Here is a 25,651-nt window from a genome sequence, read left to right as displayed (position 1 = left end):
GGGACCAGCGGGTACGGCGGAGGCGTTGCGCGAGGCTGCCAACAGATGTCCTTCCGAGGGCTCGCGGCGGACTGACTACACGCACGCCAGACAACCTCGCAACGTGAGCAAGCGGAGCGGGTCGTCAGAAAGGCAGCGTGGAAGTGCGAGCGTACTCGCTCAAATCCAATTTGTCCACGCTTGCGCAGACCCATCGTTCCGGTCGCATTTCCATGGTGACGTACGGAGCCCCAATTTGTCAATACCGAACGCGACTTAAGATCGGCTTCAACGAACCGAGGCGGCGATACGCGGCACAGCGCCGCTTCGCGAAGGGGGAAAGGGGATGACCCGCGCCTTTCCACTCTCAACGTATAGCGCACCGGGGGGCTTGCGGCAAGACCCCGGTCGTGCCGCAGAATCAGCGGCCGAAGGCCAAGACGCCAGGAAACGGGGGGCACGGAGTGCGGGTGTTGTTGTCGACGTACGGTTCACGCGGGGACGTCGAGCCGTTGGTGGCACTCGCGGTGCGGCTGCGCGAACACGGCGCGGAGGTACGGGTGTGCGCGCCGCCGGACGAGGACTTCGCCCAGCGGTTGGCCGGGGTCGGCGTGCCGCTGGTGCCGGTCGGCCGGTCGGCGCGCGCGCTGACGACCGGGGCGCCGCGGCCGTCATCCCTGCCCCAGCGCGCGGCCGAGTTGATCGCCGCCCAGTTCGACGCGGTCACCGCGGCGGCCGAGGGATGCGACGTGCTGGTGGCGACCGGCATGATGCCGGCCATGGCCGGCGCGCGGTCGGTGGCCGAGAAGCTGGGCCTCCGCTCCGTGCTCGTGACCTTCCAGCAGAGCCCCCTGCCGTCGCCGCACTACCCGCCGCTGGCGTATCCTGGCCGGCCGTTCCCGCCGGAGGTGACCGACAACCGGGTGCTGTGGGACCTGGACGCCCAGAGCATCAACGAGCTGTTCGGCGCGGCGCTCAACACCAACCGGGCGTCGATCGGCCTGCCACCGGTGGACAACGTCCGTGACTACGTCATCGGCGACCAGCCGTGGCTGGCGACGGACCCGATCCTGGACCCACGGCAGGAGACGCCGGATCTCGACGTCGTCCAGACCGGCGCGTGGATCCTGCCCGATGCTCGCCCGCTTCCGGCCGAGTTGGTGGCGTTCCTGGACGCCGGCACACCGCCCGTGTACGTAGGGTTCGGCAGCATGCCCATGCGTACATCGACGGACGTCGCCCAGGAGGCCATCGAGGCGATCCACGCGCGGGGCCATCGCGCGGTCGTGGCCCGCGGCTGGGCCGACCTGGCCCTGATCGACGACCGCGACGACTGCTTCGTGGTCGGCGAGGTCAACCATCAGGCGCTGTTCGGCCGGGTGGCCGCCGTCGTGCATCACGGCGGCGCGGGCACCACGACGACGGCCGCGCGGGCCGGCGCGCCACAGGTGGTGGTCCCCCAGGGGACGGACCAGCCGTACTGGGCCGGCCGGGTGGCCGAGTTGGGCATCGGTACGGCACACGACGGCCCGATTCCGACCACCGAGTCCCTGTCGGCCGCGCTCAGGACGGTCCTGACCCCCGAGACCCGCGCACGAGCGACCGCCGTGGCCGGCACGATCCGTACCGACGGGGCGGCGGTGGCCGCGAAGCTGCTGCTCGACGCGGCCGGCCGGGAAAGGGGGCCGGTGTCCGGCGTGAACCACGCGGTCAGCCGGGAGAGGCCGCCCGTGTCCGGCGTGAACCACGCGGTCAGCCAGGAGAGGCCGTCCGTGTCCGCGTGAACCTCGCGGAACCGCCTTGCCGTGCGTCATGGTCGCAAGCGACCTCAGATCGGAGCTTTAACTTGAACCCCGTGAACCCCCTCACCACCAGCGCGTTCGACCTTCCCGAGCGTCTCGCCGTCAAGGCCGACCCGGCGCTGATCGCCGGCGACGAGCAGCACTTCGCGGCCATCGCGGAGAGCCTTGAGCAGTCGATCGCCGACCTGTCCGACCGCCTCGACACCGAGCGCAAGGCGCCCGGCGGCATAGGCCGGGCGGCGATGGACCGGGACATGGAGATCCACCGGCTGACCGCTCGCCTGCGCGCGCTGCGCCGCTTCGGTCTGGACCTGTGCCTCGGGCACATGGTCAGTGCGGACGACCCCGAGCCCGTGTACGTCGGACGGCTCGGCCTCAGGGACAGCGCGGGCCGTCAACTGTTGCTCGACTGGCGTTCCCCCGCGGCTGAGCCGTTCTTCGGAGCCACCCACGCCAACCCGATGGGCCTGGCGAGCCGCCGCAGGTATCGCTGGACGCGCGGCCGGATCAGCGACTACTGGGACGAGGTGTTCACCTCGGACGGGCTGGTCGGGCACGCCGCGCTCGACGACCAGTCGGCCTTCATCGCCAGTCTGGGCAGCAACCGGTCGGCACGGATGCGCGACGTGCTCGGCACCATCCAGGCCGACCAGGACGCCATCATCCGCGCGGGATCCCGGGGCGCTCTCGTCGTCGACGGCGGTCCGGGGACGGGCAAGACCGTCGTCGCGCTGCACCGCTCCGCCTACCTCCTCTACTCCGACCCTCGCCTCGGTCACCGCCGGGGCGGCGTCCTGTTCGTCGGTCCGCACCAGCCCTACCTGGCGTACGTCGCCGACGTCCTGCCCAGTCTCGGAGAGGAGGGCGTGCAGACCTGCACCCTGCGAGACCTCGTCGCCGAGGGAGCAGGGGCGGCGATCGAGGCCGACCCGAACGTGGCCCGCCTGAAGTCGTCCGTGAACCTGACGCAGGCGATCGAGCCGGCCGTCAGGTTCTACGAGAACCCGCCGACCAAGGGGATGACGATCACGACCCCCTGGTCCGACATCTGGCTGAGCGTCGAGGATTGGGCCGAGGCGTTCCAAGCGCCGGATCCCGGCACTCCGCACAACGAGGCGCGCGACCAGATCTGGCAGGAACTGCTCACGATCCTGATGGACAAGCACGACGGCGACGTCTCGCCCGACCTGCTCCGCAAGGCGCTGCTGCGGGACAGGGAGCTGCTCACGGTCTTCAACAAGGCATGGCCGCTGATCGAGGCGGCCGACCTCGTCGGAGACCTGTGGTCCGTACCCGCCTACCTCCGGATGTGCGCTCCCTGGCTCAGCCCTGACGAGGTTCGGGCGCTGCAGCGCGCGGACGCCCAGGCGTGGACGGTGTCCGACCTGCCGCTCCTGGACGCGGCCCGGCAGCGGCTCGGCGACCCGGAGGCGGCGCGCCGTAAGCGTCGGCATGACGCCTCTCTCGCCGCCCAACGTGAGCAGATGGACAAGGTCGTCGACAACCTGCTCGCCGCCGATGACGACGGTGAAGGGCTGGTGACGATGCTGCGCGGGCAGGACGCGAAGGTCTCTCTGGTCGACGAGACCGTGCTGCCCAGCATCGAACCGGACCTGCTCGCCGGCCCGTTCGCGCACATCGTCGTGGACGAGGCTCAGGAACTGACCGACGCGGAGTGGCAGATGCTGCTGCTCCGATGCCCGTCCCGCAGCTTCACCATCGTCGGGGATCGCGCCCAGGCCAGGCACGGCTTCACGGAGTCGTGGCAGGAACGGCTCGAGCGGATCGGGCTCGACCGGATCAATCTGGCCTCCCTGAGCGTCAACTACCGGACGCCGGAAGAGATCATGACGGAGGCCGAGCCGGAGATCCGGGCCGTGCTCCCGGACGCCAACGTGCCGACCTCCATCCGCCGCGGCGACGCCCCCGTCGTGCACGGGTCCGTCTCGGAGCTGAGCTCCATCCTCGACAGCTGGCTCGCCGAACACGCCGAAGGGATCGCGTGCGTCATCGGCGATCCCACATTCCGTACGACGTCCCGCGTCCGGTCGCTGACCCCGGAGCTGTCGAAGGGACTCGAGTTCGACCTGGTCGTCCTCGTCGACCCGGAGGCGTTCGGCGAGGGCATCGAAGGAGCGGTCGACCGCTATGTCGCGATGACCCGGGCGACCCGGCAACTCGTCATCCTCACGAGCTCCTGAGGTCGTGGCTGATGACGATCTTGCCGAAGCCGCCACCCGCCTCGCAGTAGCGGTACGCCTCGTGGACGTCCTCGAACGGGAACACCCGGTCGAGGACGGGACGCAGCCGGTGCGTGGCGACCGCGCGGTTGACCTGGAGGAAGTGGGCGCGGCTGCCGGTCGCCACCCCGCGCAGCACCGCGCCCGCCCCGAACAGCAGCGCCGGGTCGACCGGCCGGGCGCCCTCGGCACCGGACAGCCGGTAACCGACGAACGCCACCTCGCCGCCGAAGGCCACCGACTTCAGCGACTGCTCCAGCGGCCCCGCCGGGTCGATGACGCGATCGGCGCCGACGCCGTCGGTGAGTGCGCGGACCTCCGCCGACCACGACGGGTTCGCCCGGTAGTCGATCACCTCGTCGGCGCCGAGCTTCCGCAGCCGCTCCGCCTTGTCCGGGCCGGACGTCGTCATGATCACCCGGGCGCCGCACAGCTTGGCGAACATCAGCGTGAACAGCGACACCCCACCCGAGCCGAGCGTCAGCACGGTCTGGCCGGGCCGTGGGACGCCGCCGGAGGTCAGCGCGTTCCACGCGGTCACGGCCGCCAGCGGCAGCGCCGCCGCCTCCTCGTACGACAGGTGCTCGGGGATGGGCACCACGCCGTCCTCGCTCAGCACCGCGTACTCGGCCAGCACACCGTCGGTCATGGTGCCGAGCTGGGCGGCGTTCTCCAGCAGGAAGGGCCCGTCCTGCCAGCGCGGGAACACGGTGGCCGCCACCCGCTCGCCCGGCCTGACCCGGGTCACGTCCTCGCCGACGGCCACGACCTCGCCCACGCCCTCGCAGCCGGGCACGACGCCGGGCCTGATCGGCAGCGGATAGTCGTTGGCCAGCACCATCAGGTCGCGATAGCCCAGCCCGTTCGCACGGATCCTGACCACGACCTGCCCGCGCCCCGGCGCGGGCTCGTCCCGGTCCTCGACGGTCAGCCCGGCGAGCCCGCGTCCCGGTTGCAGGTGATAGCTCTTCATCGCACGTCCTTCCCCCACGCTTCGGGTACGTGAGGATCCTCCGGGCGAGCCATGACATTGGACAATTCCCCTCAGGGAATCGCTCACGATTGCCAGGCTTTGCGGAAGCTCAGCCGGGCCCGCGCCAGCCGGGACTTGACCGTGCCCACCGGCACCGCCAGCAGCCTGGCCGCGGTGGCCTCGTCGAGCCCTTCGACATCGCGCAGCACCAGCACGGCGCGGTGCTCGGGCGTGAGCCGTTCCAGCACGTCGCGGATGTCCACCGCGCCCTCCACGTCCTGCCGCGACGGCAGGTCGCCCGGCTCCGCGGGACCGACGCGGTTGTCGCGCCTGGCGATCCTGACGGCCTCTCTCACGGCGATCGCGCGCGCCCAGCCGTACAGCGCGTCGGGCTCGCGCAGCGCGGGCAGGTTGCGGAAGACGGCGATCAACGCCTCCTGGACCGCGTCCTGTCCGCTGTCGAGCGCGATGGGCCCGCAGATCCGGCCGAGGTACGGCGTCAGCTCGCGGAGCAGGTCGTTCATCGCCATCGTGTCGCCGCGCTGAGCGGCCACAACGAGCGCCGCCGCGCTCATCGGGCCCGCTCGGCGACCCGCGCCGCCAGCCGGGCCAGGGCCTTCTCCCCGGCCGTCCTGACTCCCAGGGGCACCAGCGCGCTACGTCCGGGCACGCGGATGCCGCCGGTCTGCGCCACCAGCGTGCCTTCCGGAACGGCGGTCGCGGCCAGGCCGACGAGCAGGAACCTGCTCTGCATCCAGCACCAGCCGGGCCGCAGGTCGACGTCGAAGCGGGCGCGCATGCCGTACTTGCTGCGGGCCTCGGCCACCAGCCGCCCGCCTCCGTCGTCCGCGACGATCCGCAGGCGCCGCATGTCGGGCTCGAAGGTGCCGAACTCCCGCTCCAGGTCGCCTGCCACCTCCCAGACCAGCTCGAAGGGGTCGGGAAGAATCCGCTCGGCGACCCGCGCACCGGGCACGCCGGCGGCGAGCACGCGCAGCCGGCGCACCGGGTCCAGGTCGGCAACAGGCCAGTCCATGTCTTTCCAGAGGCGGCTCGGGGGCAGAAGGTTCCATGGAACCATCGGCGAGTTCGCCGCCTCTTGGAGGGCATGAACATCTCACGCCCCGGCGCGTTCGCGGCCGCCGTCCTGCTTCTCGACGCACTCGTCCATCTGTTCTGGGTGGTCCGGCCCATCGCCGACCCCCGGGCGCTCTCGCTGGCCGTCCTCAACGCCGAGGTGCCCTTCACCCCACGGGTCCTGCTGCCGCTCATCCTCGTGCTGAGCGTGGGGGCCCTGTCGGTGGCGGCGGCCTCCGGAGGGCGGGGCGGATGGCCGGCCAGGGCGGTCACCATGGCCGTGGGCGCCGGTGTGCTGGTGCGCGGGCTTGTCGGCCTGGTCTGGGCCTTCGGCTTCGGTACAGACACCGCAAGCCCGTTCTACTGGCTGAACCTGTTCCTCTACACCCCTGTCTGCCTGGCCATGACGCTCGCGGTCGGCATCGTCCTGGTGCGCGCTCGGCGGCCGGTGAGCATCAGCTCATAGCAGGCGTCTCTGTACGACGTCGGCGATGACGGCGTTCACCACCTTGCCGACCTCCTCCGGCTCCAGCGCGACGCCGTCCCGGCCGGCGAACAGCAGGTGCCCGGCCCCGATCAGGGAGAGCGCCAGCGCCTCCACGTCGGCGTCGGCCGCGATGCGGCCCAGCTCGCACTCCTCGTTCAGGTACGCGGCGATCATGGCCACGGCATCCGTCAGGACCGGGATGCCGAAAGCCGGCCGGGCCCGCGACAGCCGGGCCCGCAACTCATCCCGGAAGATGACGAGACCGACTATCGCCACGGCGACCGAGTCGAACAGGTCCGTCAGCGCCCCGGTCAGGTTGCCGGCGACGTCGCCGGTCCCGGCGGAGGCGCGAAGGGCGGCGGCCTGGCCCTCCAGCCGGGCGATGCGGTCCTGAACGAGCTCGGCGAGGAAGGCGTCGAAGTCCTCGAAGTGCCGGTGCAGGACACCCTTGGCGACGCCCGCCTCCGCCGTGACCGCCCGGCTGGTCAGGCCGGGCGCCCCGTCCCGGAGCAGGACGCGCTCGGCGGCCTCGAACAACTGTTGCCGCACATCCCGGAGGGCCACTCCAGTCGGCATCGCCCGTCCTCCTTCACAAGCCTTCACCCACCCTCGCTCACCCCTCACCCGCCCTTCGCCAGCCCTTCGCTCACCGCGAACGGCTGCCCGGTTGTCGAGTGGGCGCCTGCCCACTATGGTGGGCGCATGCCCACTTTATCGCAGGAGCACCCAGAGCCGTCGCGGAACGAGCCCCATAAGGCCAGGCAGATGGCGGAGTCGTTCGGCGTCGACGCCGAACGCTACGACCGGGCCCGGCCCGAATATCCCGACGCTCTGGTACGGCAGATCATCGCCGCCAGCCCCGGTCTCGACATCGTCGACGTCGGCTGCGGCACCGGCATAGAAGCCCGCCAGTTCCTGGCGGCCGGGTGCAACGTGCTGGGTGTCGAGCCGGACATCCGGATGGCCGAGTTCGCCCGCCGTACCGGGATCGAGGTCGAGGTGGTGACGTTCGAGGAATGGGACGCCGCCGGCCGTACCTTCGACGCGGTCGTCGCCGGGCAGTCCTGGCACTGGGTGGACCCCGTCGCGGGCGCCGCCAAGGCGGCGCGGGTGCTGCGTCCCGGCGGCCTGCTGGCGGTGTTCGCGCACGCGTACGACCCGCCGCCCTTCGTCGCGGAGGCGTTCGCCACCGTCTTCCGGAAGGTGGCGCCCGACTCGCCGCTCAGCGCCGGACCGCCGAGGCCGGCCCAGGACGTCTACCAGGCGATGTTCGCCCTGTTCGCCGACGGCATCCGGAAGGCGGCCGCGTTCGGCGAGCCGGAACAGTGGCGGTTCGACTGGGAGCGGCACTACAGCCGCGACGACTGGCTCGACCTCTTGCCCACCACCGGCGCGCTCACCCAGCTCCCACCGGACCAGCTGGCCGAGGTGCTGGCGGGCGTCGGTGCCGCCATCGACGCGATCGGCGGCGGCTTCACCATGGCCTACACCACAATGGCGATCACCGCGTCGCTGAACCCCCGCTAGGGTGCACCTCCGCACACACCTCGAACAAGCCCGGATACGCCTTGACGCCGGGTACGCGCTGCCCGGCTGGGGTGAAGTTCCGGAAGACGGCACGGTAGGACTCGACGTCTTCCCACAGTGCCACGTTCACGTACTGGAAAGTGCTGTCGTTCATGCCGGTGACCAATACCTCACCGAGCGCCTCGGCACCCTGGCGCTGATCGGCGAGATCCAGACCGCGCCCGTGATCCGGGTCATCAAACGGGCCGGCCTCCGGCCCTGACCACCCAGGCTCGGGACTCGCGCATGATTCCCCTGCCGTCCCGGTAAGGGGCGGCTATGGTGCGCCTTACCCGATTTGATCTAGGTCGCAGGAGCGCGCGGACGACGCGCGGATCGGCGAGGTGTACGGCACGGCCGCCCGTATCGCGAACCCGGACAAGCGCCTGTCGTACGGGTACGGCAATGGCGGCGGGCTGCTGGAGGCGTCCTACACGCTGCGGGGGCGGAGTAGCGCTCATCGGGCGACATATTCAATAGGGCACCACAGCAGAAACGCCGTACAAGGCGGCCTGCACGATGACGATCCTGGTGGCGATGCGAAGCACAATCAGTTTCCAGTAGAGCGCCTGAACCGCCCGGTCCAACTGTGCCGACTTGGACGCGGCGCGCTGCTCACTGGGGCTGGAGAGGTCCAGCAGAGATTTACCGGTGCTGGGCCGGCGCCAGATCCCTAACAGACAAATGATGGCGGCCACGGGGGCGCACGCTTGCGACACCAGGCCCGTCCCCGCCGATAGGAAGCCGGAAAAAGCCGTCTGGTTGCTTAGCCGAAAAACAGCACCTGTTCCTAAGATGACGAGCGCACTCACCGTATCCGCATAGAAAATGGTCCGCCGAATGCGGGCGATATCTGAAGACGGCGGGAGGATCGGCCGGACCATGAGCCGACGGTAACACGCGGGTAGCAAATGGGGCCGAACCATTTTTACCGCGGTCTAGGCGGTCGAGACGGCGACAATACCGCCTCGACCGCTTTCGGAGCGCGATGGTTGCCGAAGCGGTCCTGGGTCGGCGGTTCGAGCGTGAGAGGGTGGCCGATCACTCGCCTTTCCAGCGAGCCGTCCCGCTGCCGGTAGAAGCTCTCGCCACCCGAGGTGGTGCCCACGTTCGAGCACCGGGTCCGGCTCTGGCCGGCCGCCCGGCCCCGGCGTGCCGATCCACGGCCAGGCCGGCAGGTGCATTCCGGCGCTCTCCTTGACCGGCTCCACCGTGCCGCAACCGGGGGGAGCGGTGGAGACTCCGCCCGAGCGCAGGGAAAAAACGATCTTGTCGTTGACCAAAACTGTCGCACGCGGAAGCCATGGCCCGCGCCGAGTCTTGCATGACCATGCGAACCAATGCATACTCTTGTCTCATGTCCAAGGTTCTCACCTCCCTGCCCACCGGCGAGCGGGTCGGCATCGCCTTCTCGGGTGGTCTCGACACCTCGGTCGCCGTCGCGTGGATGCGCGACAAGGGCGCCGTCCCGTGCACCTACACCGCCGACATCGGCCAGTACGACGAGCCCGACATCGCCTCGGTGCCCGGTCGCGCGACGACGTACGGAGCTGAGATCGCGCGCCTGGTCGACTGCCGCGCGGCGCTGGTCGAGGAGGGCTTGGCCGCGCTGACCTGCGGCGCGTTCCACATCCGATCGGGCGGGCGGGCCTACTTCAACACCACCCCGCTCGGCCGGGCGGTCACCGGGACCCTGCTGGTCCGGGCGATGCTCGAGGACGACGTGCAGATCTGGGGCGACGGCTCGACGTTCAAGGGCAACGACATCGAGCGGTTCTACCGCTACGGCCTGCTCGCGAACCCCCACCTGCGCATCTACAAGCCCTGGCTCGACGCGGACTTCGTGTCCGAGCTGGGCGGGCGCAAGGAGATGTCGGAGTGGCTGCTCGCCCACGGCCTGCCCTATCGCGACAGCACCGAGAAGGCCTACTCGACCGACGCCAACATCTGGGGCGCCACCCACGAGGCCAAGACCCTGGAGCACCTCGACAACGGCATCGAGACGGTGGACCCGATCATGGGCGTGCGGTTCTGGGACCCCACGGTCGAGATCCCCACCGAGGACGTGACCATCGGCTTCGACCAGGGCCGCCCGGTGACGATCAACGGCAAGGAGTTCGCCAGCCCGGTCGACCTGGTGATGGAGGCCAACGCGATCGGTGGCCGGCACGGCATGGGCATGTCGGACCAGATCGAGAACCGGGTGATCGAGGCCAAGAGCCGCGGCATCTACGAGGCGCCCGGGATGGCGCTGCTGCACGCCGCGTACGAACGGCTGGTCAACGCGATCCACAACGAGGACACGCTGGCGAGCTACCACAGCGAGGGACGGCGGCTCGGCCGGCTGATGTACGAGGGCCGCTGGCTCGACCCGCAGGCGCTCATGGTCCGGGAGTCGCTGCAGCGCTGGGTCGGCACGGCGGTCATCGGCGAGGTGACGCTGCGGTTGCGGCGCGGTGAGGACTACTCGATCCTCGACACGTCCGGCCCGGCGTTCAGCTACCACCCGGACAAGCTGTCGATGGAGCGTACGGAGGACTCGGCGTTCGGGCCGGTGGACCGGATCGGCCAGCTCACCATGCGCAACCTCGACATCGCCGACTCGCGCGCCAAGCTGGAGCAGTACGCGAGCCTCGGCATGCTCGGCCCCACCCATCCCGCGCTCATCGACGCCTCCCAGACGCCCTCAACCCCGCTGATCGGCGACATGCCGCAGGGCGGCGCCGAGGCCATCGCCTCACGCGGCGAGGTCTCCGAGGACGAGGAGATGCTCGACCGCGCCGCGATGGAGCTCGGCAACGACTGACCGGCTCGCCGAGATCGCGTTTCGGACCATGCCCTAACATGATCTTCGCGTAACCCCGGTATGAAGGAGACACATGTCGCGTCTACGTGCCGCACTTCTCACGACAGCCATCGCGGTCATGGGCGTCAGCGTGCTCAGCACCCCCGCACAGGCGGCCGGCTGGGTGTACATCGGCGTCTACACCACCAAGTCCAAGTGCATCGACATGGGCCAGCAGTATGTCCGGGAGGGCTTCAGCCAGTACGACTGCACGGGTAGCCCCGGCTACTACCCCCTTTGGGTTCGGTAGCACTCGCACGGTCATGGTCGCCGTCTCCCGCAAGGGAGGCGGCGTTCCGTTCAGGTGCGGTAAGAGGCGGTCAGATCCGCTCGGCCAGTTGCCGGGCGAGGGTCAGTCCGGTGAGGACCGGATTGACCGATCCGACCGTCGGGAACAACGACTGGTCGCAGGCATAGGCGTTCCGCAGGTGATGGAAGCGGCCCACCGGGTCGGTCACCGAGGTGGCGGGATCGTCGCCCATCCACAGCGTGCCGGATTCGTGGTAGGTCGTCCCGAGCCCCCGATGCCATTCCGGGAACGGCCGGTCCAGGGGGAACGGCTGCGCCTGCCACACGTTGTCGTACAGGTACTGGATCTGGTCCGGCGAGCCGGAGACCGCCTGGGCGATGGCGAGCGCCGCGCCGTCCATGGCCTCCCAGACCTGCTCATCCCGCGGATCGAGCGTGAGGTGCAGGTAGGCGCGCGCTATGCCGTACTCGTCGACCTCGTGCGGGCTGAGATTGATCCAGCTCTTGTCCGGGTCCGGTATCTCGCTCGTCCGGTCCCCGTGCATCTCGCCGACGCAGCGCAGCGTGACGGTGATCCAGTCGGGATCGGTGTTGGCCAGCTGCCGTTCGAGCAGGTCCATGTCCGGGAGCATGCGGAACAGGAGCTCGTCGGATCCGCCCTGGCTCGTCGACGCGGTGATCTGGATGTGGAAACGGCCGGCGGGCACCAGGCCGCGTAGGAGCAGCGCGCCGGTCTGCACGTGTTCGGGCAGCGGGGGCAGCGCCGTACGGCGGATCCGGACGGTGAAGTCGCTGCGTACGTGCGCCATCAGATTGCGGCCCATGAGCGGGGTGGGGAACGAGCCCAGGGCGAGCCGGGTGGTCTCCACCGCGCTCGCGGCGAGGATCACCGCACAGTCGGGGGAGATCTGCAGGGACTCCGGCCGTCCGGCGGCGTCGACGTCGATCCCGGTCACCACACCGTCGACAGCGTGCGCCCGGAGGACGTGTGTCAGGGGCACCACGAAGAGCCGCCGGTCCGCGTCGCGTCCCCCGGAGGCGGCCACATCCTCGCGGACCGCGTCCATGAGCATCGGCAGGCCGCTGTACTTGTCGAAGCTGAACAGGCCGGACACCGGTGAGTCCCCCTGCACCGCGAGCGGTGCGACCTCGGCGCCGCGATCGCCGATGCCGGTCTCGAACCCCGGTGTCACGGCGGTGGCACTCGCGAACGCCTCGAACAGCGTCGTATAGAGGTCTCCCGCGATGAAATCGGTCGCGGGCACGACGCCGATCTCGCTCTCCACCTCCAGGTAGGCGCTCTCCAGGTACGCGGCCGTCGACGCCGGCCAATGCCGGAGATCGTCCGCCGTCAGCCGGGGGCACCAGCCTCCCCAGTAGAGGGACTTGCCGCCGGTGCAGTACGCGAGCCCGGGAAAGTCGACGTTGCCCCGCCACGGCAGCCCCCACACCAGCTCCCGGGGCACCCGCGGATCGGCGCCGGGGGCGATGGGCGCGGGGACGTTGAGCCCGATACGGCCGAGGTTCTGCACGTGCTCGGGCACCAGGTAGGGGCCGGCGTCCAGCAGCAGCACCCGCTTGCCCGGGTGCCGCCGGTAGATCTTGGTCGCGCAGTACGCCCCGTACATCCCGCCGCCGACCACCACCGCCGAGAACGGCGGCCCGCCGCTGCCCGTCGCCTCCTGCCAGGTGCTGCAGAAGAAGCGCCCGAGAACATCGAGCGAGAAACTGGTCTTCTGGACGTCCACCGGCTGCCCGGAGGGGACGAGTTCGGGGAGTGCCATGGACGAAGTAGACCCCGCGAAAGTCCTTCCCGCAATCCTCCGCGCCGCCGTTTCACCGCGCCGCCTCAGGTGCGGGCTGCCTGATCGAAAAGCTACCTGAGCGCGTCCACCGGCTCCATTCTGGCCGCCCGCAGCGCCGGGTACAGGCCGGCGAGCAGCCCGACCACGGCTCCGGCGATGGGCGCCCCGATCGCCAGCCGTACGTCCAGGAGCGGCGTCCACTGCTTGGCGGCCGAGACGGCGACGACGGCGACCACGCCGACGCTCGCGCCGATCACGCCGCCCGCGAGCCCGATCAGCGTCGACTCCAGCAGGAACTGCGCGGCGATGTGGCGGCGAGCCGCGCCCAGCGAGCGGCGCAGGCCGATCTCGGCGACGCGCTCCATCACCGTGACGAGCGTGACGTTGGCGATGCCGACCGCGCCCACCGCGAGCGAGACCAGGCCGAGGATCAGGAAGAGCGCGTTGACGTCGTCCTGCGCCTGGTCGCGCGCCCGGGTGGGGCTGGGCGGGGCGATGACCTGCAGCTGGTCGCCGTTGCCGGGGGAGAGCGCGTCCGGCGCCTGCCCGGCGATCAGGTCGGCGGCGCCCAGGCTGGTGTTGACCAGCACTCTGGTCACGTCACGCAGCCCGAACTGCTTGCCCACCGTGGGCGGCACGATGACGGCGCTGCTCAGGTTCCGTTCGCGGCGCAGGTCGCCGAGGATGCCGATGACCGTGTACGCGTGCTTGCCGATGAAGATCGCCGGAGCCCGGTCGAGATCGGTGACGCCGAGCATCTTGGCCGCTTGGTCGCCGAGCACGGCCACCCGGTCCGCCCGCTTGACGTGGCCGACGTCGTAGAACCTGCCCTGCACGATCCGGCCCCTGGCGGCCTCGGGCAGGCCGGTCGTGGCGGCCAGTACGGTCAGGGTCTGCGTGGTCACCCTGGCCGGGTCGACGAGGTCGTTAGAACGGACGGAGAGGTTGGAGCTGTCCTTGGTCTCGGCCACCGCCGCGGCGGAGACCACCCCGCGCAGCCGGGTCACCCGGTCGAGCGAGTCCCAGGCGACCAGCGGCCCGTTCGTGCTCTCGGGCACCTCCACCGTGATGGCCGTGGCGACCAGCTCGTCGAAGCGCCCGACGATCTGGTTGCCCGCGGTGGCGGCCACGCCGAGCGTGATGACCAGCGTGGTGATGCCCAGCACGGTGCCGAGCGTGGTGAGCGCGGAGCGCACCGGCCTGGCGAGCATGCCCGCGACGGCCTCGCCGACGAGATCCCGTACGTGCATCACGCCTCTTCCACCAGCACGCCGTCGGTGATCCGCACCCGGCGACCGGCGCGCGTGCTGACCTCCCGCTCGTGCGTGATGACCACGATCGTCAGCCCCTGCTCGCGCAGCTCGTCGAACAGGTCGAGCACCGCCTCGGTGTTGCGGCTGTCGAGGTTGCCGGTGGGCTCGTCGCACAGCAGCAGGGACGGCTCGCCCATCAGGGCCCTGGCCATGGCCGCGCGCTGGCGTTCGCCGCCGGACAGGCGGTCGGGCAGGAAGTTCACCCGGTGGCCGAGCCCGACCCGCTCCAGCGCGCCCAGTGCCCGCTCCCGCCTGCCCTTACGCGGGTGGCCGCCGTAGATCTCCGCGAGCATCACGTTCTCCACGACGCTGCGGTGGGCGAGCAGGTGGAAGGACTGGAAGACGAAGCCGATGCGGTCGCCGCGCAGTTCGGTCCGCTCGCCGTCGCGCAGGGTAGTGGTCTCGGTGCCGTCCAGGCGGTAGCTGCCCGAGCTGGGCCGGTCCAGCAGGCCCAGGACGTTGAGCAGCGTGGACTTGCCCGAGCCCGACGGGCCGACGATCGCCAGGTAGTCGCCGCGCGCCACCCGGAACGAGACGTCGTCGAGCGCGCGGACGGGCGGCTGCGCGGGGTAGTCCCTGCACACGGCGGTCAGCTCGATGACCGGCTCGGGCACCGCTGAGCTGGTTGATGCGACGCCAGGCTCAGGCACCGCTGACCACCACCCGGTCGCCGGCGTTGAGCGCGCCGGTGACCTCGACGTTCCCGTCGGCGGTCAGGCCGGTGCGGACCTCGACCTCCTTGGTCTTGTCCGTGGCGTACTCCACTTGCACGCGCGCCTTGCCGTCGGCCCCTGTGACGATGGCGGCCACCGGGACCACCAGCACCGGCTCCTCGGTCGCCCCCACCGTCACCCTGGCCGTGACCGTGGCGCCCGACTGGCCCTTGAGCCCCTTCGCCGAGCTCGGCGTGAGCAGGACCGGCTGCGTGCCCTCGGCGCCCTTCTCCTGGCCGGGCACCGTGGCCTTCTCGCCGACCGCGGTGAGCGCCGCCGGGTACGTCTTGCCCGACTCGAGCTCGATGACCGCGCTCATGCCCGTGCGCAGCAGGTCGGCCTCCGCGTTCTCGACCGATCCCGTCACCATGAACGTCGAGCTGGTCACTGTGGCGATCTCCTTCTCGACGGCTTCGCCCGCCTTCACCGCGGCCTTCTGCACCCGCGCGGGCAGCTTCGGCAGGAACACGATCTCGCCCGGCGGAATCGCCGTGCCGTAGGTCCGTTCGAACTCCGCCAGCAGCGACCTGGCCGCGCTCACGTCCTTGGCCGCGTCGGCCACCTTGAGCTTGGTGGGGGAGAGCCGCCGGGCCTGGCGCAGCGCCTGCTCGGCCGTGACCAGCCCGTCCTTGGCCGTGCGCTCGGTCTTGCGCAGCTCTTCCAGCAGCTTCTCGCGGGCCTGCCGCGACTCCTCCTTGATCCGGCCGTACGCCTCCTGGGCCTGGTCCAGATCGGCCCTGGCGTTGCGTACCTTCAGCTCCAGCAGGCTCGTGTCCTGGGTCGGCTGAGGCGCGGCGGTGGCGGTGGGCAGGGCGGTCGAGGTGGCGGTCGGGGCGGCGGTCGGCTGCGCCCTGGCGGCGCTGAGGGCCTGCTCGGCTTCGAGCAGCTTCTCCTCGGCCGCGCGTACGGTCGCGTCGGCCGCCGCCAGCTTGGCGTCGTCCTCCGGAGTGAGCCGCTGCCGCTCGGCCTCCTTCAGCGCGGCGCGCGCCGACTTCAGGTCCGCCTTGGCGTTGGTCAGCTTGACCTTGAGCGGGAGTACGTCACGCCCCTGGTCGAGCGTGTTCTGCTCGGTCGCCAGGGTTTCCCGCGCCATCTGTACGGCCTTGCGCAACTGGTCGTGGGCCTGCCGGTCGGCCAGCGTGGGCTGCTGGGCCTCGTACCCCTTCTTCTTGTACATCCTGGTGACGGCGGCGATCGTGGCCCGGTCGAACACCCCCGAGGTAGGACCGCCGTACCCGAGCCTGCGCAGCGCCTTCTGCAGCTGCTTGACGTCCTTGCCCTCGGTGCCCGGCCCGATCGTGCGGTGCATCGGCACCGAGCCGCGCAGCGCGAACACCGGGCGGCCGTTCACCTCCATGAACGCCGCGCCCTCCGTCAGCCTGCCCTGGCGCGGCGCCCGGGTGACCCGCTGCAGCTCCGAGGTGCCACCGACCACCCCCGCGAGGGTGATCGGCAGCGGCGAACCGTACTCGAGCGTGCCGCTGACCACGACCGTGCTGACCAGCTTGCGACGCTCGACGGCGGCGGTGACGAGCGACGCCTTCGGCGCGGTGCGGCGGGCGGCCTCGTCGGCGGGGGAGCGCAGGCGGGTGCTGACGACCCAGCCGGCCGCGGCGATGGCCACGACGCCCGCGATGACGAAGGCGAGCAGCCTCCGGGGGGACTTCATCGGGCCGTCTGGGACGGCTGTGGCGCGTTCTCGGCGGTGCCCCCGCAGCCGCCGAGTGCGACCAGCGCGGCCGGCGCCACGACAGGAGCAAGAGGGGATCTCTTGGGCATGGCAGAGGACCATATTACGTTTAACAGAGCATGGTCAATCCAGCGCGTGCCGCCGCTGCCGGTAGGGCGCGAACGCCGTCGCCAGGGTCAGCACGACGAGCACGCCCCAGTAGGCGAGGTGCTGCCTGGTCAGCTGGTCGCCGTGCAGGCCCAGGTCGCCCGACGTGACCACCAGGTAGATGCCCGAGGCCAGTGCCCAGCGCGGGTCGCGGGCCAGGTACGCGCCCGCCACGGCCAGCCCCAGCGCCACCACTTCGACCGCCATCTTGCTCAGGCTGATCGGGAACGGCGTGTCCTCCGGCAGCCACGACGGGCCCGCCCACGCGGCCGCCAGCGCCGCCACCAACCACCACCACGACCGGACCCGTGGCCGCTGCCGCCGCCAGGCCAGCACCGCCAGGCCGGACAGTGCGACCCCGTAGCCCACGGCCACCGCGAGCGGGCTACTGGTCTCGAACAGGGGATGGTCTGCGAGTGGTGACGGGTAGACCGGCAGGAGGGTGAGGTCCAAGGGCTGCCAGCCGCCGGCGATGGAGACCGCCTTGACGCCGGTGGCGAGAGTGAGCAGGAACGCCGTCCGCGTCCACCCGCGCATGATCGCCAGCAGCGCGAGCGCAGACAGCAGCGTCCACAGCGGCAGCGAGCCCGTGAACGGCAGCAGCGCGGCCAGGTTCACCGCCGACACCGCCGTGACCCCGAGATGCAGGCCGTCCGCCCACGCGGTGCCCGTCGCCTGATGGGTGATGCGGGTGCGCACGCCGCCCAGGAGCAGTCCCCACACTTCCCTGAGTACGGGGGCGGACTGTCCTGGAGCGGCCGATTCGAGCAGGACGTCGAGTAACTCGTCGCCGTGCGCCATGCGGTACTGCCTCGGGTAGGCCAGCAGCAGCCTGCGGTAGCGCCGTTCGAGCGCGGTCATGCGGTCAGGCGGCGGACGAGGGAGGCGAACGTGGTCGGCCGCAGGACGAGGGACGCGGCCTCCTGCATGCGTCTCGCCTCGGCTTCGACCAGCGCCTGGCCCTCGTCGGTGATCCGGAAGTAACGCCGGTTGCGGCCGTTGACCGTCTCCTCGCGGTCCACGGCGATCACGCCTCGCTCGTTGAGCCGCTCAAGGATGCCGTAGAGGGTGCCGACAGAGGGCTGGACCCGGCCGCCGGACAACTCCTTGATCGACTTGCTGATCGCGTGTCCGTGCAGCGGTCCGCCGCGCAGCGCGGTGAGCACGAAGTACATCGGCTCGCTGACTTCTGAGGTTCCCCTGGGCATGGGACGAGATTATTCCGTTAAACGAAGCGTGTGCAACGGCTAGAGCGTCCGGTACGCGGTCAGCCAGCTCTGCCCGGCGCACAACCGTTCCACCTCCTCGGCCGGGAGCCAGTCGGCCCGCGTACTCTCCGACCCCAGAGGGGGCCGTACGGCGGGCCCCGGCGAGTCGAGCCGCGCCTGGAACATCACCAGATTCGTCAGCGCCCCATAGCGGTACCCATCAGGCACCGGCCCCGCCAGCTCGATCCGCAGCCACGCGAAAACAGACAGCTCATCGGCCGCCAGCACCAGCCCGGTCTCCTCGGCCAGCTCGCGGACGACGGCGTCCACGGGGGACTCGCCGGGTTCGAGGTGGCCGCCGGGGATGTCCCAGCCGCGTCCCGCCCGGTCGACGCAGGTCAGCAGCATCCTGTCGGCGTCGTCCCGTACGACGGCGAAGGCCGTGGTGATCTGGCCGGTCGGCGGCAGCCGGGAGGACAGGACGACCTCCAGCCGGTGCGCCACCGGGATCCATGGCACGGTCTCCGTCGCGATCACTTGATCCATGGTCTATTTCACCCCAAAACGGATGACAAGGCATGATCGGTGGTAACTCCGGAAGATTTGGCAACGCTCTGTATATGCTTCGTTACCTAACGAAACAATGGACGATCGCGGTCCCGTTGCTGGCGCTCCTCGCTCTGGCCCTGTCATGGGGTCGCGTTCTCCCGCCCGTCCTGGTGATCATCGTGGCCGTGCTGCTCGCCGGCGCCGTCCTGGCCGCCGTGCACCACGCCGAGGTCATCGCGCACCGGGTGGGCGAGCCGTTCGGATCGCTGGTGCTGGCCGTGGCCGTGACGGTGATCGAGGTGGCGCTGATCGTCAGTCTGATGATCTCAGGTGGCGAGCATTCGGCGTCACTGGCCCGCGACACGGTGTTCGCCGCGGTCATGATCACCTGTAACGGCATCGTCGGGCTCTCCCTGCTCAGGGGAGCGCTCCGGCGAAAGGTGGTGGTCTTCAACGCCGAGGGCACGGGAGGCGCGCTGGCGACGGTGGCGACGCTCAGCACGCTCAGCCTCGCGCTGCCGACCTTCACGACGAGCGCCAAGGGGCCCGCCTTCTCCGCCGCGCAACTCGGGTTCGCGGCGGTGGTGTCGCTCCTGTTGTACGGGCTGTTCGTGCTGACCCAGACCGTACGGCACCGCGACTACTTCCTCCCGGTCACCACCGAGGCGGCCGCGGGTGCGCCCGCCACCGCCGAGGAGCACGCGCCGCGGCCGTCGGCGCGGGACACCATGATCAGCCTCGGGCTGCTGCTCGTGGCCCTGGTGACGGTCGTCGGCCTGGCCAAGGTCGAGTCGCCGGTGATCGAGCTGGCGGTCTCCTCGGCCGGGCTGCCCCAGGCGGTGGTCGGCGTGGTGATCGCGCTGCTGGTGCTGCTGCCGGAGACCATCGCCGCCGTCCGCGCGGCCAAGCGCGACCAGATCCAGATCAGCCTCAACCTGGCCCTGGGCTCGGCGATGGCCAGCATCGGGCTGACGATACCGGTCATCGCCGTTGCCTCGATCTGGCTGACGGGGCCGCTCGTGCTCGGCCTCGGCGCCACGCATCTGGTGCTGCTGGGGCTGACCTTCGTCGTCACGACGCTCACCGTGGTGCCGGGGCGGGCGACGTTGCTGCAGAGCGGCGTGCACCTGGTGCTGTTCGCCGCGTTCCTGTTTTTGGCGATCAGCCCCTGAACATCACACTCCCCGGCGCATCGCCCGGTTGCCCAGCCAGAGGCCGAGCGCGGCGATGAGGCAGGCGGCCGCGGTGCCGTACAGGATGGACAGGTTGGTGAGGTCGCCCGCGAAGAGGGCGCGTTGGGCCTCGACGATGTACGAGATCGGGTTGAGCTGTCCGACGGCCCGCAGCCACGCGGGCCCGGTCTCCACCGGGAGCAGCACCCCTGACAGCAGCAGGACCGGGAAGAGCACCACCTGGGTGACCACGTAGAACAGGTTCCCGCTGGGGGCCGACTTGATCGCGAGGACGAACGAGAGCGCCCCCAGGCCGACGCCCAGCACGATCAACATCGCGAGCCCGGCCAGCACGCCCGCCGGATACAGCCGGAAGCCCAGCGGGAGCGCCAGCAGGATGATCAGCACGGCCTGGCAGAGCAGGACCGCCATCTCCTTCATCGTCCGGCCGACCAGCATCGCCGTACGGTTCAACGGGGTGACCATCAGCCGCTCCATCGAGCCGCCCAGCAACTCGACCAGCATCAGATAGCCCGACGACATGGGCGCCGTCAGGGACATCATGACGAGAATGCCCGGCACGAACCACTGCCACGACGAGCCCACCGCCCCGTCGAGCAGCGAGCCGAACAGGAACAGGAACAGCAGCGGCTGCCCCATCGAGAACAGCAGCCCTGCGGGCTCGCGCAGCGCGGGGGTGATTTCGCGGGTGAAGACCGTCGCGGTGTCACGTAGGAATGTCGTCATCGGTGAGGCTTCTCCCGGTAAGAGTGAGGAACACGTCGTCGAGGGTCGGGCGGGCGGTCTCGGCGGTGGCGACCTTGACGCCGATCGCCTCCAGGGTGCGCAGATATTCGGGCAGGGCCGTGGCCGCGTTGGCGACGCGCAGCCGCACAGTCGTGCCTTCGACCTCGACCGCCGCCTCGCCGGTCATCCCGGCGGCTGTGGCCGCTTCCTGCTCCGTCGCGGTGGTGATCGTGATGCGGTCGCCGGCCAGGTCGTTCTTGAGTCCTTCTGCCGTGCCGTCCGCGATGATCCCGCCGTTGTCGATGATCACCACGCGTTCGGCCATGCTGTCGGCCTCTTCGAGGTAGTGGGTGGTCAGGAAGAGCGTCGTGCCGTACGCCTCACGCAGCCGCAGGATGTGCGACCAGACCTCGGCGCGGCTCTTGGGGTCGAGGCCGGTGGACGGCTCGTCGAGGAAGAGCAGTTCCGGGCGGTGGACGAGGCCGAGCGCGATGTCGAGGCGGCGGCGCTGGCCGCCCGACAGCGTGCCGGGCTTGCGGTGGGCCAGCGGCCGCAGGTCGAGCAGGTCGAGCAGCTCGTCGGCGCGCCTGCTCGCCTCCGCGGGGGCCAGGCCGTAGCAGCGGCCGTGGGTGACGAGTTCGTCGCGGACGCGGAAGTTCTCGCCGGCGCCGTTCTTCTGGCCGACGTACCCGATGCGGGCGCGTACGCCGGCGGGGTCGTGGGCGATGTCCCGGCCCGCCACCGTGGCGGTGCCGGAGGTGGGTGGCAGCAGGGTGGTCAGCATGCGGAGGGTGGTGGATTTTCCGGCGCCGTTCGGGCCGAGGAAGGCGACCAGCTGGCCGGCCTCCACATCGAGATCGATGCCGCGTACGGCCTCGACGGCCTCTTTCTTCAGCTTGAACACTCGGGTCAGTCCCCGGGCGTGGATCATGGTCGTTCTCCTCCGGGCATGGCGAAGAAACCCCAGGTCGGGGGCTCGATTGAGGATCGGGACCAGCTTGAGCCAGATAAAGCCGGTTTGGCAAACGTGAAAGTGACGTTCATAAACGGTCCTGACCTGCGAAAACGCCATCTCGTACACACCCTGTGGATGACCAATTTCCGGCCGCTGAAATGCGGTTTTATACCGATATAAGAAATTTCTTGCGAGGCCGCTCGGCGCTCCGCGATGATCTCCCGCGTGAAACGTCTGTTGTTGTTGGCGGCGGTCGCCACGGCCGGGATGACCGGCACCGCGTGGGCCGCCGACGGGGTCGCCGGGGTGGACGTCAGTAACTGGACCGGCGAGGTCGACTGGCCGGCCGTGGCGTCCGGCGGCGGGAAGTTCGCGTTCGTCCACGCGACCGAGGGGACCGACTACCGCAATCCCTCCTTCGACGTGCAGTACGACGGCGCGGCGGAGGCCGGGTTGCTGCGCGGGGCGTACCACTTCGCACAGCCGCACGAGTCCGACGGCGCCGCCCAGGCCGAGTTCTTCCTGCAGAACGGCGGGGACTGGAAGATCGACGGGCGGACGTTGCCCGGAGTGCTCGACCTGGAGGAGAACCCGTACAAGGACAAGAACGGCAAGGACGGCTGCTACGGCCTGTCGCAGAAGGACATGGTCGGCTGGATCAAGTCGTTCACCGCGAAGTATCGTGAGCAGACCGGCCGCCGGGCGATCATCTACACGACCCGGGCCTGGTGGCAGACGTGCACCGGAGACTCCGGCAAGTTCGGCGCCCACCCGCTGTGGCTGGCCCGCTGGGGCGGCGATCCCGGTGAGCTGCCCAAGGGCTGGGAGCGGCACACGTTCTGGCAGTCCGCCGAGAAGGGCACGCTGGCCGGCGGCCAGAACTCCTTCAACGGCTCGGAGGACGAGCTGGGGGAGCTGGCCAACCCGCCCGCCGAGGTGACGGTCTCCGGCCTGGCCAGGAACAGGAAGACGTACACGGTCACCGTGTCCAACACGGGACCGGTCACGGTCACGCACGTCAAGGTGTCCGGACGCGCGTTCGGCGGCCAGCGGGTGGTGCGGGCGCCGGGCTGCGACTTCAGCGGTACGGCGGTGCGCTGCGACGTCGCCGAGCTCCGGCGCGGCCAGAAGACGACGCTGACTTTCACCACGAACGCGAAGACCAAGGGGAAGGGCAAGGTCGGCATACGTGTCGCGGTCGGCTCGGTGAACCTCACTCTGACGGCCCGATAAACCGGCCCGCCCGCCGGGCGAGCAGTCGGGTCACCCCTCGGGCCGCCCGCCGAGACCCATCGGTCTGCTCGCCGGGCCGCCCGATAAAGCAGAATAAATCCCGATGCCTAGGCTGCGAGGGTTAGCGGCGGGATCGGGATGGCGTTGGGTGGCGATCGCCCTCGTCCTGCTGACCGCCACCGCGTCGGTGCCGCTCCTGCGGTTCCCCGCCCCTTCGGCGATCGTCAGAATCGCGTACGAGATCCAGCGGCGGGGCGTCGTCTACTCCTGGGGAGGCGGCCACGGTACGGATCCGGGACCGTCGAAGGGCACCTGCCTGGGCTACCGGGGAAAGACGCGGCCCTGCCCGGCGGCGAGGACACGGGGGCTCGACTGCTCGGGTTTCACCAGGTGGGTGTACGCCCGAGCCTTCGGCGCCGACGTACTCGGCCCCGGCACCACCGACGCCCACGTACGCAGGCTGCGCCGGGTCGGCTCGGCCGAACCAGGCGACCTCGTCTTCTTCGGAAAGATCACGAAAAACACCATCAAGACCCACCACGTAGGCGTCTACCTGGGCCACGGCAAGATGATGAACGCCCCCGAGACGGGAGCCTCGGTACGCGTCGACGACATCCGCCGGATCAAGGACCTCGCGGGCTTCTACCGCTACTGACCTCACCCGGCCATTCGCCAGGCATCCGTGCTGCCTCAGTACTCCCGAAGGGGGTATCGCCGCGCGGGGGCTTCGGCGGCGACGGACCGTCTTCCTCCGCTCTCCCGAGGGCGGTATCGCCCCGCAGGGAGCCCGGCCCCGACGGGCCTTCCTTTCTCTCCCCCGAAGGGGATTCCCTCCTCTAAAAGGCCCCCAGCCACCTACGGACCGTCGCAGGGATCGAGCAGGTCGGGTGACGAAACACCCGAGCGGAGCCGGCGTGGGCACCGCGGTAGCAACTCGGTATGGCGTGTAACGCATGTCGCGTAGCGAAAATTGAGAGACCCAGGAGCTACTGTGTGCCGCTATGGACAGGCGATGGGTCGGGATAGACGGCTACGAGGTCGTTCTCGCCGAGCGTGACGGGCGAGAGGTGCTCCGGGTGCGCAGGGACGGGGTTCCCGTGGCCGACTGCGTGTCGGTCGCGGAGGTGGCCCGGCATGTCGATCTGGCCGATCTCTGCGAGGTGGTGGAGCTGCCGTTCCAGCGGGGTTACGAGGCGGTCAGCTAGTGGGGGCGACGAGTTCGCGTCATCGTTGAGGGCCGTGTATGGTTACACCTGTCCGCAGCGCCGGACAGGCCCCTATAGCTCAGTCGGCAGAGCGTCTCCATGGTAAGGAGAAGGTCAACGGTTCGATTCCGTTTGGGGGCTCGCACGCTGACAAGGCAAAACGCCCACTCCAAGATTACTTGGAGTCGGGCGTTTCTCGTTGTGCGCGATCCTTGCGCGGTGATCTTTGGTGTCAGCCGCGCCGCGTCCGCAGTTCGACCACCGGGGCGGCTGACGCGAACGGCTGGATGGGCTCCCCGCAGCCGTCACGAAACGGGGCCGGGATTTCCGCCAGCATCGCCATCGGCTGCGGAGGCCAGGTGTTCCTCATTCACGTCAGCCGCCCGAACTTCGCCGCGGTCCGCAGGCAATACATCCTGTTTCTTGTTCTCATCGGTGTCCTTCTCCCCAACGTGGTCGGCCGATTATCAGGCGCCTGGCACTGGAGTACCGACCTCCGTCGCCATCAGCGCCTCCGCCCGCTCTGGCAAGCCCTCTACCAGGCCGCACCCGAGATCGCGCTGGTTTCCCCCCGCACCGGCCCTCCTCGACGCCATCGATCCGCGCAACGTGCCCTTCCGGCTTTACCGGCGGGTCATCGAGATCCGCGACGGCCAACTCGCTGTACGCCCCTACGCCCACCCGGCCGCCTACGAACTCGCCACTCGTCTCAGCCGCCAAGCCGGACTCGTGGACGACGCCCTAGACGCGACTGTCGAGGCCGCCGTGCTGTCCACCGCGATCATCGCCAAGGCCGCCGATCGGCAGTGCCCTCCCAGCTGCGATCTCCCCCCGATCCCCACCCGGGATCACCCGCACCTCGTCGGCGAAATCTCCTGGCTGACCAAGGTCGCTCACGCCCTGCACGGCTCGCCCATCGGGGCCACAACAATCGCCCAACTCCAGCCGGTCTTGCCGCGCGGATAATCGCGCTGACCCCGGCGGACTGTAGGGTTTGCTGTCAGCTGACTGCCTCCGCCGTCGCTCGTACGTGCGTCTCATCATGTGCGATTTTGTGCGCTGCACCCCGGCTGCTAGGCTTACTGGCTGGCCAGCCCGGGCGAGCTGGCCGATTACGTATGTGCTCCCCAGGTCAGGTATCCTCTACGGGCCGGGGTCGTTCGTCCGGCTCAAAGGCGGAGTAGCTCAGTCAGGCAGAGCAAACGGCTCATAATCGTTGTGTCGCCGGTTCAAGTCCGGCCTCCGCTACTGCCCCTCCCCAGGTCGCCGACCTGGGCTTGGGCATGTCCCAGTCCCAAACGTAGAAAGGCACTCCCACGTGGCTGCCACCGACGTTAGGCCGAAGATCACGCTGGCCTGCCAGGAGTGCAAGCACCGCAACTACATCACGCGGAAGAACCGGCGCAACGACCCGGATCGGCTTGAGCTGAAGAAATACTGCCCCAACTGCCGCTGCCACCGCGCGCACCGCGAGACCCGCTAGCTCTTTTCCGAGCGCGGTCTCGTCGGGGGCATTCTCCTGGCCATACCCAACGCACAACCGGCGTCCTGCTACGGGGCGCCGGTTTGTCGTGTCTATTCGCCGTCACGGTGACGCAATCTGCCAGCCGTCGTGGCAGCAGTGGTCCACCGGCCGTCCCGGCGGGCAATCTGCCAGCTGTCCGGTGGGAGCATCCTCCGGTCGTTCTGGTGGCGG

General features: G+C 70.0%; 26 protein-coding genes, 2 tRNA genes and 1 pseudogene. 15 read left to right on the top strand and 14 right to left on the bottom strand.

Annotation, left to right across the window (positions count from 1 at the left end; genetic code table 11):
• Window positions 1-449: 449 nt before the first annotated feature.
• A complete protein-coding gene (locus LDL49_RS26980) occupies window positions 450-1,763 on the top strand; it encodes a glycosyltransferase (protein ID WP_225294609.1) in 1,314 nt (437 codons plus the stop codon).
• A gap of 71 nt (window positions 1,764-1,834) precedes the next feature.
• On the top strand, window positions 1,835-3,982 hold the full coding sequence (gene helR / locus LDL49_RS26975; protein WP_225294607.1) for an RNA polymerase recycling motor ATPase HelR: 2,148 nt from the start codon (window positions 1,835-1,837) through the stop codon (window positions 3,980-3,982).
• Here the strand turns inward: helR and LDL49_RS26970 are convergent.
• The 3 genes from LDL49_RS26970 to LDL49_RS26960 all read right to left on the bottom strand — a co-directional run bounded on the left by LDL49_RS26970 (window position 3,969) and on the right by LDL49_RS26960 (window position 6,030).
• Window positions 3,969-4,994: a zinc-dependent alcohol dehydrogenase family protein gene (locus LDL49_RS26970; protein ID WP_225294605.1), complete on the bottom strand. Its 1,026-nt coding sequence runs from the start codon at window positions 4,992-4,994 to the stop codon at window positions 3,969-3,971. The two genes, helR and LDL49_RS26970, sit on opposite strands and share 14 nt — an antisense overlap.
• A gap of 83 nt (window positions 4,995-5,077) precedes the next feature.
• Window positions 5,078-5,569, bottom strand: a complete 492-nt coding sequence (locus tag LDL49_RS26965) for an RNA polymerase sigma factor (protein WP_225294603.1) — start codon at window positions 5,567-5,569, stop codon at window positions 5,078-5,080.
• Window positions 5,566-6,030 (bottom strand): hypothetical protein, encoded by a 465-nt coding sequence (locus LDL49_RS26960; RefSeq protein WP_225294601.1) that lies wholly within the window; start codon window positions 6,028-6,030, stop codon window positions 5,566-5,568. Before LDL49_RS26960 ends, LDL49_RS26965 begins: the two co-directional genes overlap by 4 nt.
• Before the next feature lie 72 nt (window positions 6,031-6,102).
• Between LDL49_RS26960 and LDL49_RS26955 the strand changes: the two genes are divergently transcribed.
• The gene (locus tag LDL49_RS26955; RefSeq protein WP_225294599.1) at window positions 6,103-6,537 is read left to right on the top strand and encodes a hypothetical protein; all 435 of its coding nucleotides are present in this window, start codon (window positions 6,103-6,105) and stop codon (window positions 6,535-6,537) included.
• On the opposite strand, the gene LDL49_RS26950 is transcribed toward LDL49_RS26955, so the two are convergent.
• Entirely contained in the window at window positions 6,532-7,134 is a 603-nt protein-coding gene (locus LDL49_RS26950) for a TetR/AcrR family transcriptional regulator (protein WP_225294597.1), read from the bottom strand. The genes LDL49_RS26955 and LDL49_RS26950 overlap by 6 nt on opposite strands.
• A gap of 126 nt (window positions 7,135-7,260) precedes the next feature.
• On the opposite strand from LDL49_RS26950, the gene LDL49_RS26945 reads away from it, so the two are divergent.
• Window positions 7,261-8,085, top strand: coding sequence for a class I SAM-dependent methyltransferase (locus LDL49_RS26945; protein ID WP_225294596.1), 825 nt, complete (start codon window positions 7,261-7,263; stop codon window positions 8,083-8,085).
• Window position 8,086: 1 nt separating this feature from the next.
• Window positions 8,087-8,347, top strand: a complete 261-nt coding sequence (locus LDL49_RS26940; RefSeq protein ID WP_225294593.1) for a hypothetical protein — start codon at window positions 8,087-8,089, stop codon at window positions 8,345-8,347.
• A gap of 250 nt (window positions 8,348-8,597) precedes the next feature.
• Here LDL49_RS26940 and LDL49_RS26935 read toward each other — a convergent pair whose 3' ends face one another.
• On the bottom strand, window positions 8,598-9,008 hold the full coding sequence (locus LDL49_RS26935) for a hypothetical protein (protein WP_225294591.1): 411 nt from the start codon (window positions 9,006-9,008) through the stop codon (window positions 8,598-8,600).
• 473 nt (window positions 9,009-9,481) lie between these two features.
• On the opposite strand from LDL49_RS26935, the gene argG reads away from it, so the two are divergent.
• Window positions 9,482-10,930 (top strand): argininosuccinate synthase, encoded by a 1,449-nt coding sequence (gene argG, locus LDL49_RS26930; protein ID WP_225294589.1) that lies wholly within the window; start codon window positions 9,482-9,484, stop codon window positions 10,928-10,930.
• Window positions 10,931-11,003: 73 nt separating this feature from the next.
• Complete coding sequence (locus tag LDL49_RS26925) at window positions 11,004-11,219, top strand: hypothetical protein (RefSeq protein WP_225294587.1); 216 nt, start codon at window positions 11,004-11,006, stop codon at window positions 11,217-11,219.
• Between the two features lie 70 nt (window positions 11,220-11,289).
• On the opposite strand, the gene LDL49_RS26920 is transcribed toward LDL49_RS26925, so the two are convergent.
• The 7 genes from LDL49_RS26920 to LDL49_RS26890 all read right to left on the bottom strand — a co-directional run bounded on the left by LDL49_RS26920 (window position 11,290) and on the right by LDL49_RS26890 (window position 18,640).
• A complete protein-coding gene (locus tag LDL49_RS26920; protein WP_225294585.1) occupies window positions 11,290-13,002 on the bottom strand; it encodes a GMC oxidoreductase in 1,713 nt (570 codons plus the stop codon).
• A 92-nt stretch (window positions 13,003-13,094) separates the two neighbouring features.
• A complete protein-coding gene (locus LDL49_RS26915; RefSeq protein ID WP_225294582.1) occupies window positions 13,095-14,273 on the bottom strand; it encodes an ABC transporter permease in 1,179 nt (392 codons plus the stop codon).
• Window positions 14,273-14,950, bottom strand: a complete 678-nt coding sequence (locus tag LDL49_RS26910; RefSeq protein WP_225294580.1) for an ABC transporter ATP-binding protein — start codon at window positions 14,948-14,950, stop codon at window positions 14,273-14,275. The genes LDL49_RS26915 and LDL49_RS26910 overlap by 1 nt, the downstream gene beginning before the upstream one ends.
• Before the next feature lie 28 nt (window positions 14,951-14,978).
• Window positions 14,979-16,718, bottom strand: a complete 1,740-nt coding sequence (locus tag LDL49_RS26905; RefSeq protein ID WP_225294578.1) for a permuted SH3 domain-containing protein — start codon at window positions 16,716-16,718, stop codon at window positions 14,979-14,981.
• Between the two features lie 144 nt (window positions 16,719-16,862).
• On the bottom strand, window positions 16,863-17,747 hold the full coding sequence (locus LDL49_RS26900; protein WP_225294576.1) for a hypothetical protein: 885 nt from the start codon (window positions 17,745-17,747) through the stop codon (window positions 16,863-16,865).
• Window positions 17,744-18,094, bottom strand: coding sequence for a PadR family transcriptional regulator (locus tag LDL49_RS26895; RefSeq protein WP_225294574.1), 351 nt, complete (start codon window positions 18,092-18,094; stop codon window positions 17,744-17,746). Before LDL49_RS26895 ends, LDL49_RS26900 begins: the two co-directional genes overlap by 4 nt.
• Window positions 18,095-18,133: 39 nt before the next feature.
• Window positions 18,134-18,640, bottom strand: a complete 507-nt coding sequence (locus LDL49_RS26890; RefSeq protein WP_225294572.1) for an NUDIX hydrolase — start codon at window positions 18,638-18,640, stop codon at window positions 18,134-18,136.
• 74 nt (window positions 18,641-18,714) lie between these two features.
• Here LDL49_RS26890 and LDL49_RS26885 point away from each other — a divergent pair, with 74 nt between their 5' ends.
• Window positions 18,715-19,815 (top strand): calcium:cation antiporter, encoded by a 1,101-nt coding sequence (locus tag LDL49_RS26885; RefSeq protein ID WP_225294570.1) that lies wholly within the window; start codon window positions 18,715-18,717, stop codon window positions 19,813-19,815.
• A 3-nt stretch (window positions 19,816-19,818) separates the two neighbouring features.
• On the opposite strand, the gene LDL49_RS26880 is transcribed toward LDL49_RS26885, so the two are convergent.
• Window positions 19,819-20,562 carry an ABC transporter permease gene (locus LDL49_RS26880; RefSeq protein WP_225294568.1) on the bottom strand — a complete coding sequence of 248 codons (744 nt, stop codon included), beginning with the start codon at window positions 20,560-20,562 and terminating at the stop codon, window positions 19,819-19,821.
• Window positions 20,543-21,493: an ATP-binding cassette domain-containing protein gene (locus LDL49_RS26875; RefSeq protein WP_225294566.1), complete on the bottom strand. Its 951-nt coding sequence runs from the start codon at window positions 21,491-21,493 to the stop codon at window positions 20,543-20,545. The genes LDL49_RS26880 and LDL49_RS26875 overlap by 20 nt, the downstream gene beginning before the upstream one ends.
• A gap of 249 nt (window positions 21,494-21,742) precedes the next feature.
• Here LDL49_RS26875 and LDL49_RS26870 point away from each other — a divergent pair, with 249 nt between their 5' ends.
• From LDL49_RS26870 to rpmG, 7 genes and pseudogenes are all read left to right on the top strand, one after another.
• A complete protein-coding gene (locus LDL49_RS26870; RefSeq protein ID WP_225294564.1) occupies window positions 21,743-22,750 on the top strand; it encodes a GH25 family lysozyme in 1,008 nt (335 codons plus the stop codon).
• A gap of 148 nt (window positions 22,751-22,898) precedes the next feature.
• Window positions 22,899-23,405 carry a C40 family peptidase gene (locus tag LDL49_RS26865; protein WP_225294562.1) on the top strand — a complete coding sequence of 169 codons (507 nt, stop codon included), beginning with the start codon at window positions 22,899-22,901 and terminating at the stop codon, window positions 23,403-23,405.
• Between the two features lie 346 nt (window positions 23,406-23,751).
• Window positions 23,752-23,955: a transposase gene (locus tag LDL49_RS26860; RefSeq protein WP_225294560.1), complete on the top strand. Its 204-nt coding sequence runs from the start codon at window positions 23,752-23,754 to the stop codon at window positions 23,953-23,955.
• A gap of 68 nt (window positions 23,956-24,023) precedes the next feature.
• Window positions 24,024-24,096, top strand: a tRNA-Thr gene (locus LDL49_RS26855).
• Window positions 24,097-24,242: 146 nt separating this feature from the next.
• Window positions 24,243-24,921 (top strand): annotated as a pseudogene (locus LDL49_RS58485) (MAB_1171c family putative transporter).
• A gap of 208 nt (window positions 24,922-25,129) precedes the next feature.
• Window positions 25,130-25,203: transfer RNA gene (locus tag LDL49_RS26845), tRNA-Met, on the top strand.
• Window positions 25,204-25,273: 70 nt separating this feature from the next.
• Window positions 25,274-25,438 (top strand): 50S ribosomal protein L33, encoded by a 165-nt coding sequence (gene rpmG / locus LDL49_RS26840; RefSeq protein WP_019632658.1) that lies wholly within the window; start codon window positions 25,274-25,276, stop codon window positions 25,436-25,438.
• Window positions 25,439-25,651: the final 213 nt, after the last annotated feature.

The organism is Nonomuraea aurantiaca (assembly GCF_020215705.1).
GTDB classification, from domain to species: domain Bacteria; phylum Actinomycetota; class Actinomycetes; order Streptosporangiales; family Streptosporangiaceae; genus Nonomuraea; species Nonomuraea aurantiaca.
Note: the sequence above shows the minus strand (reverse complement) of the source record. Positions and strands in the feature narration are given on the sequence as shown.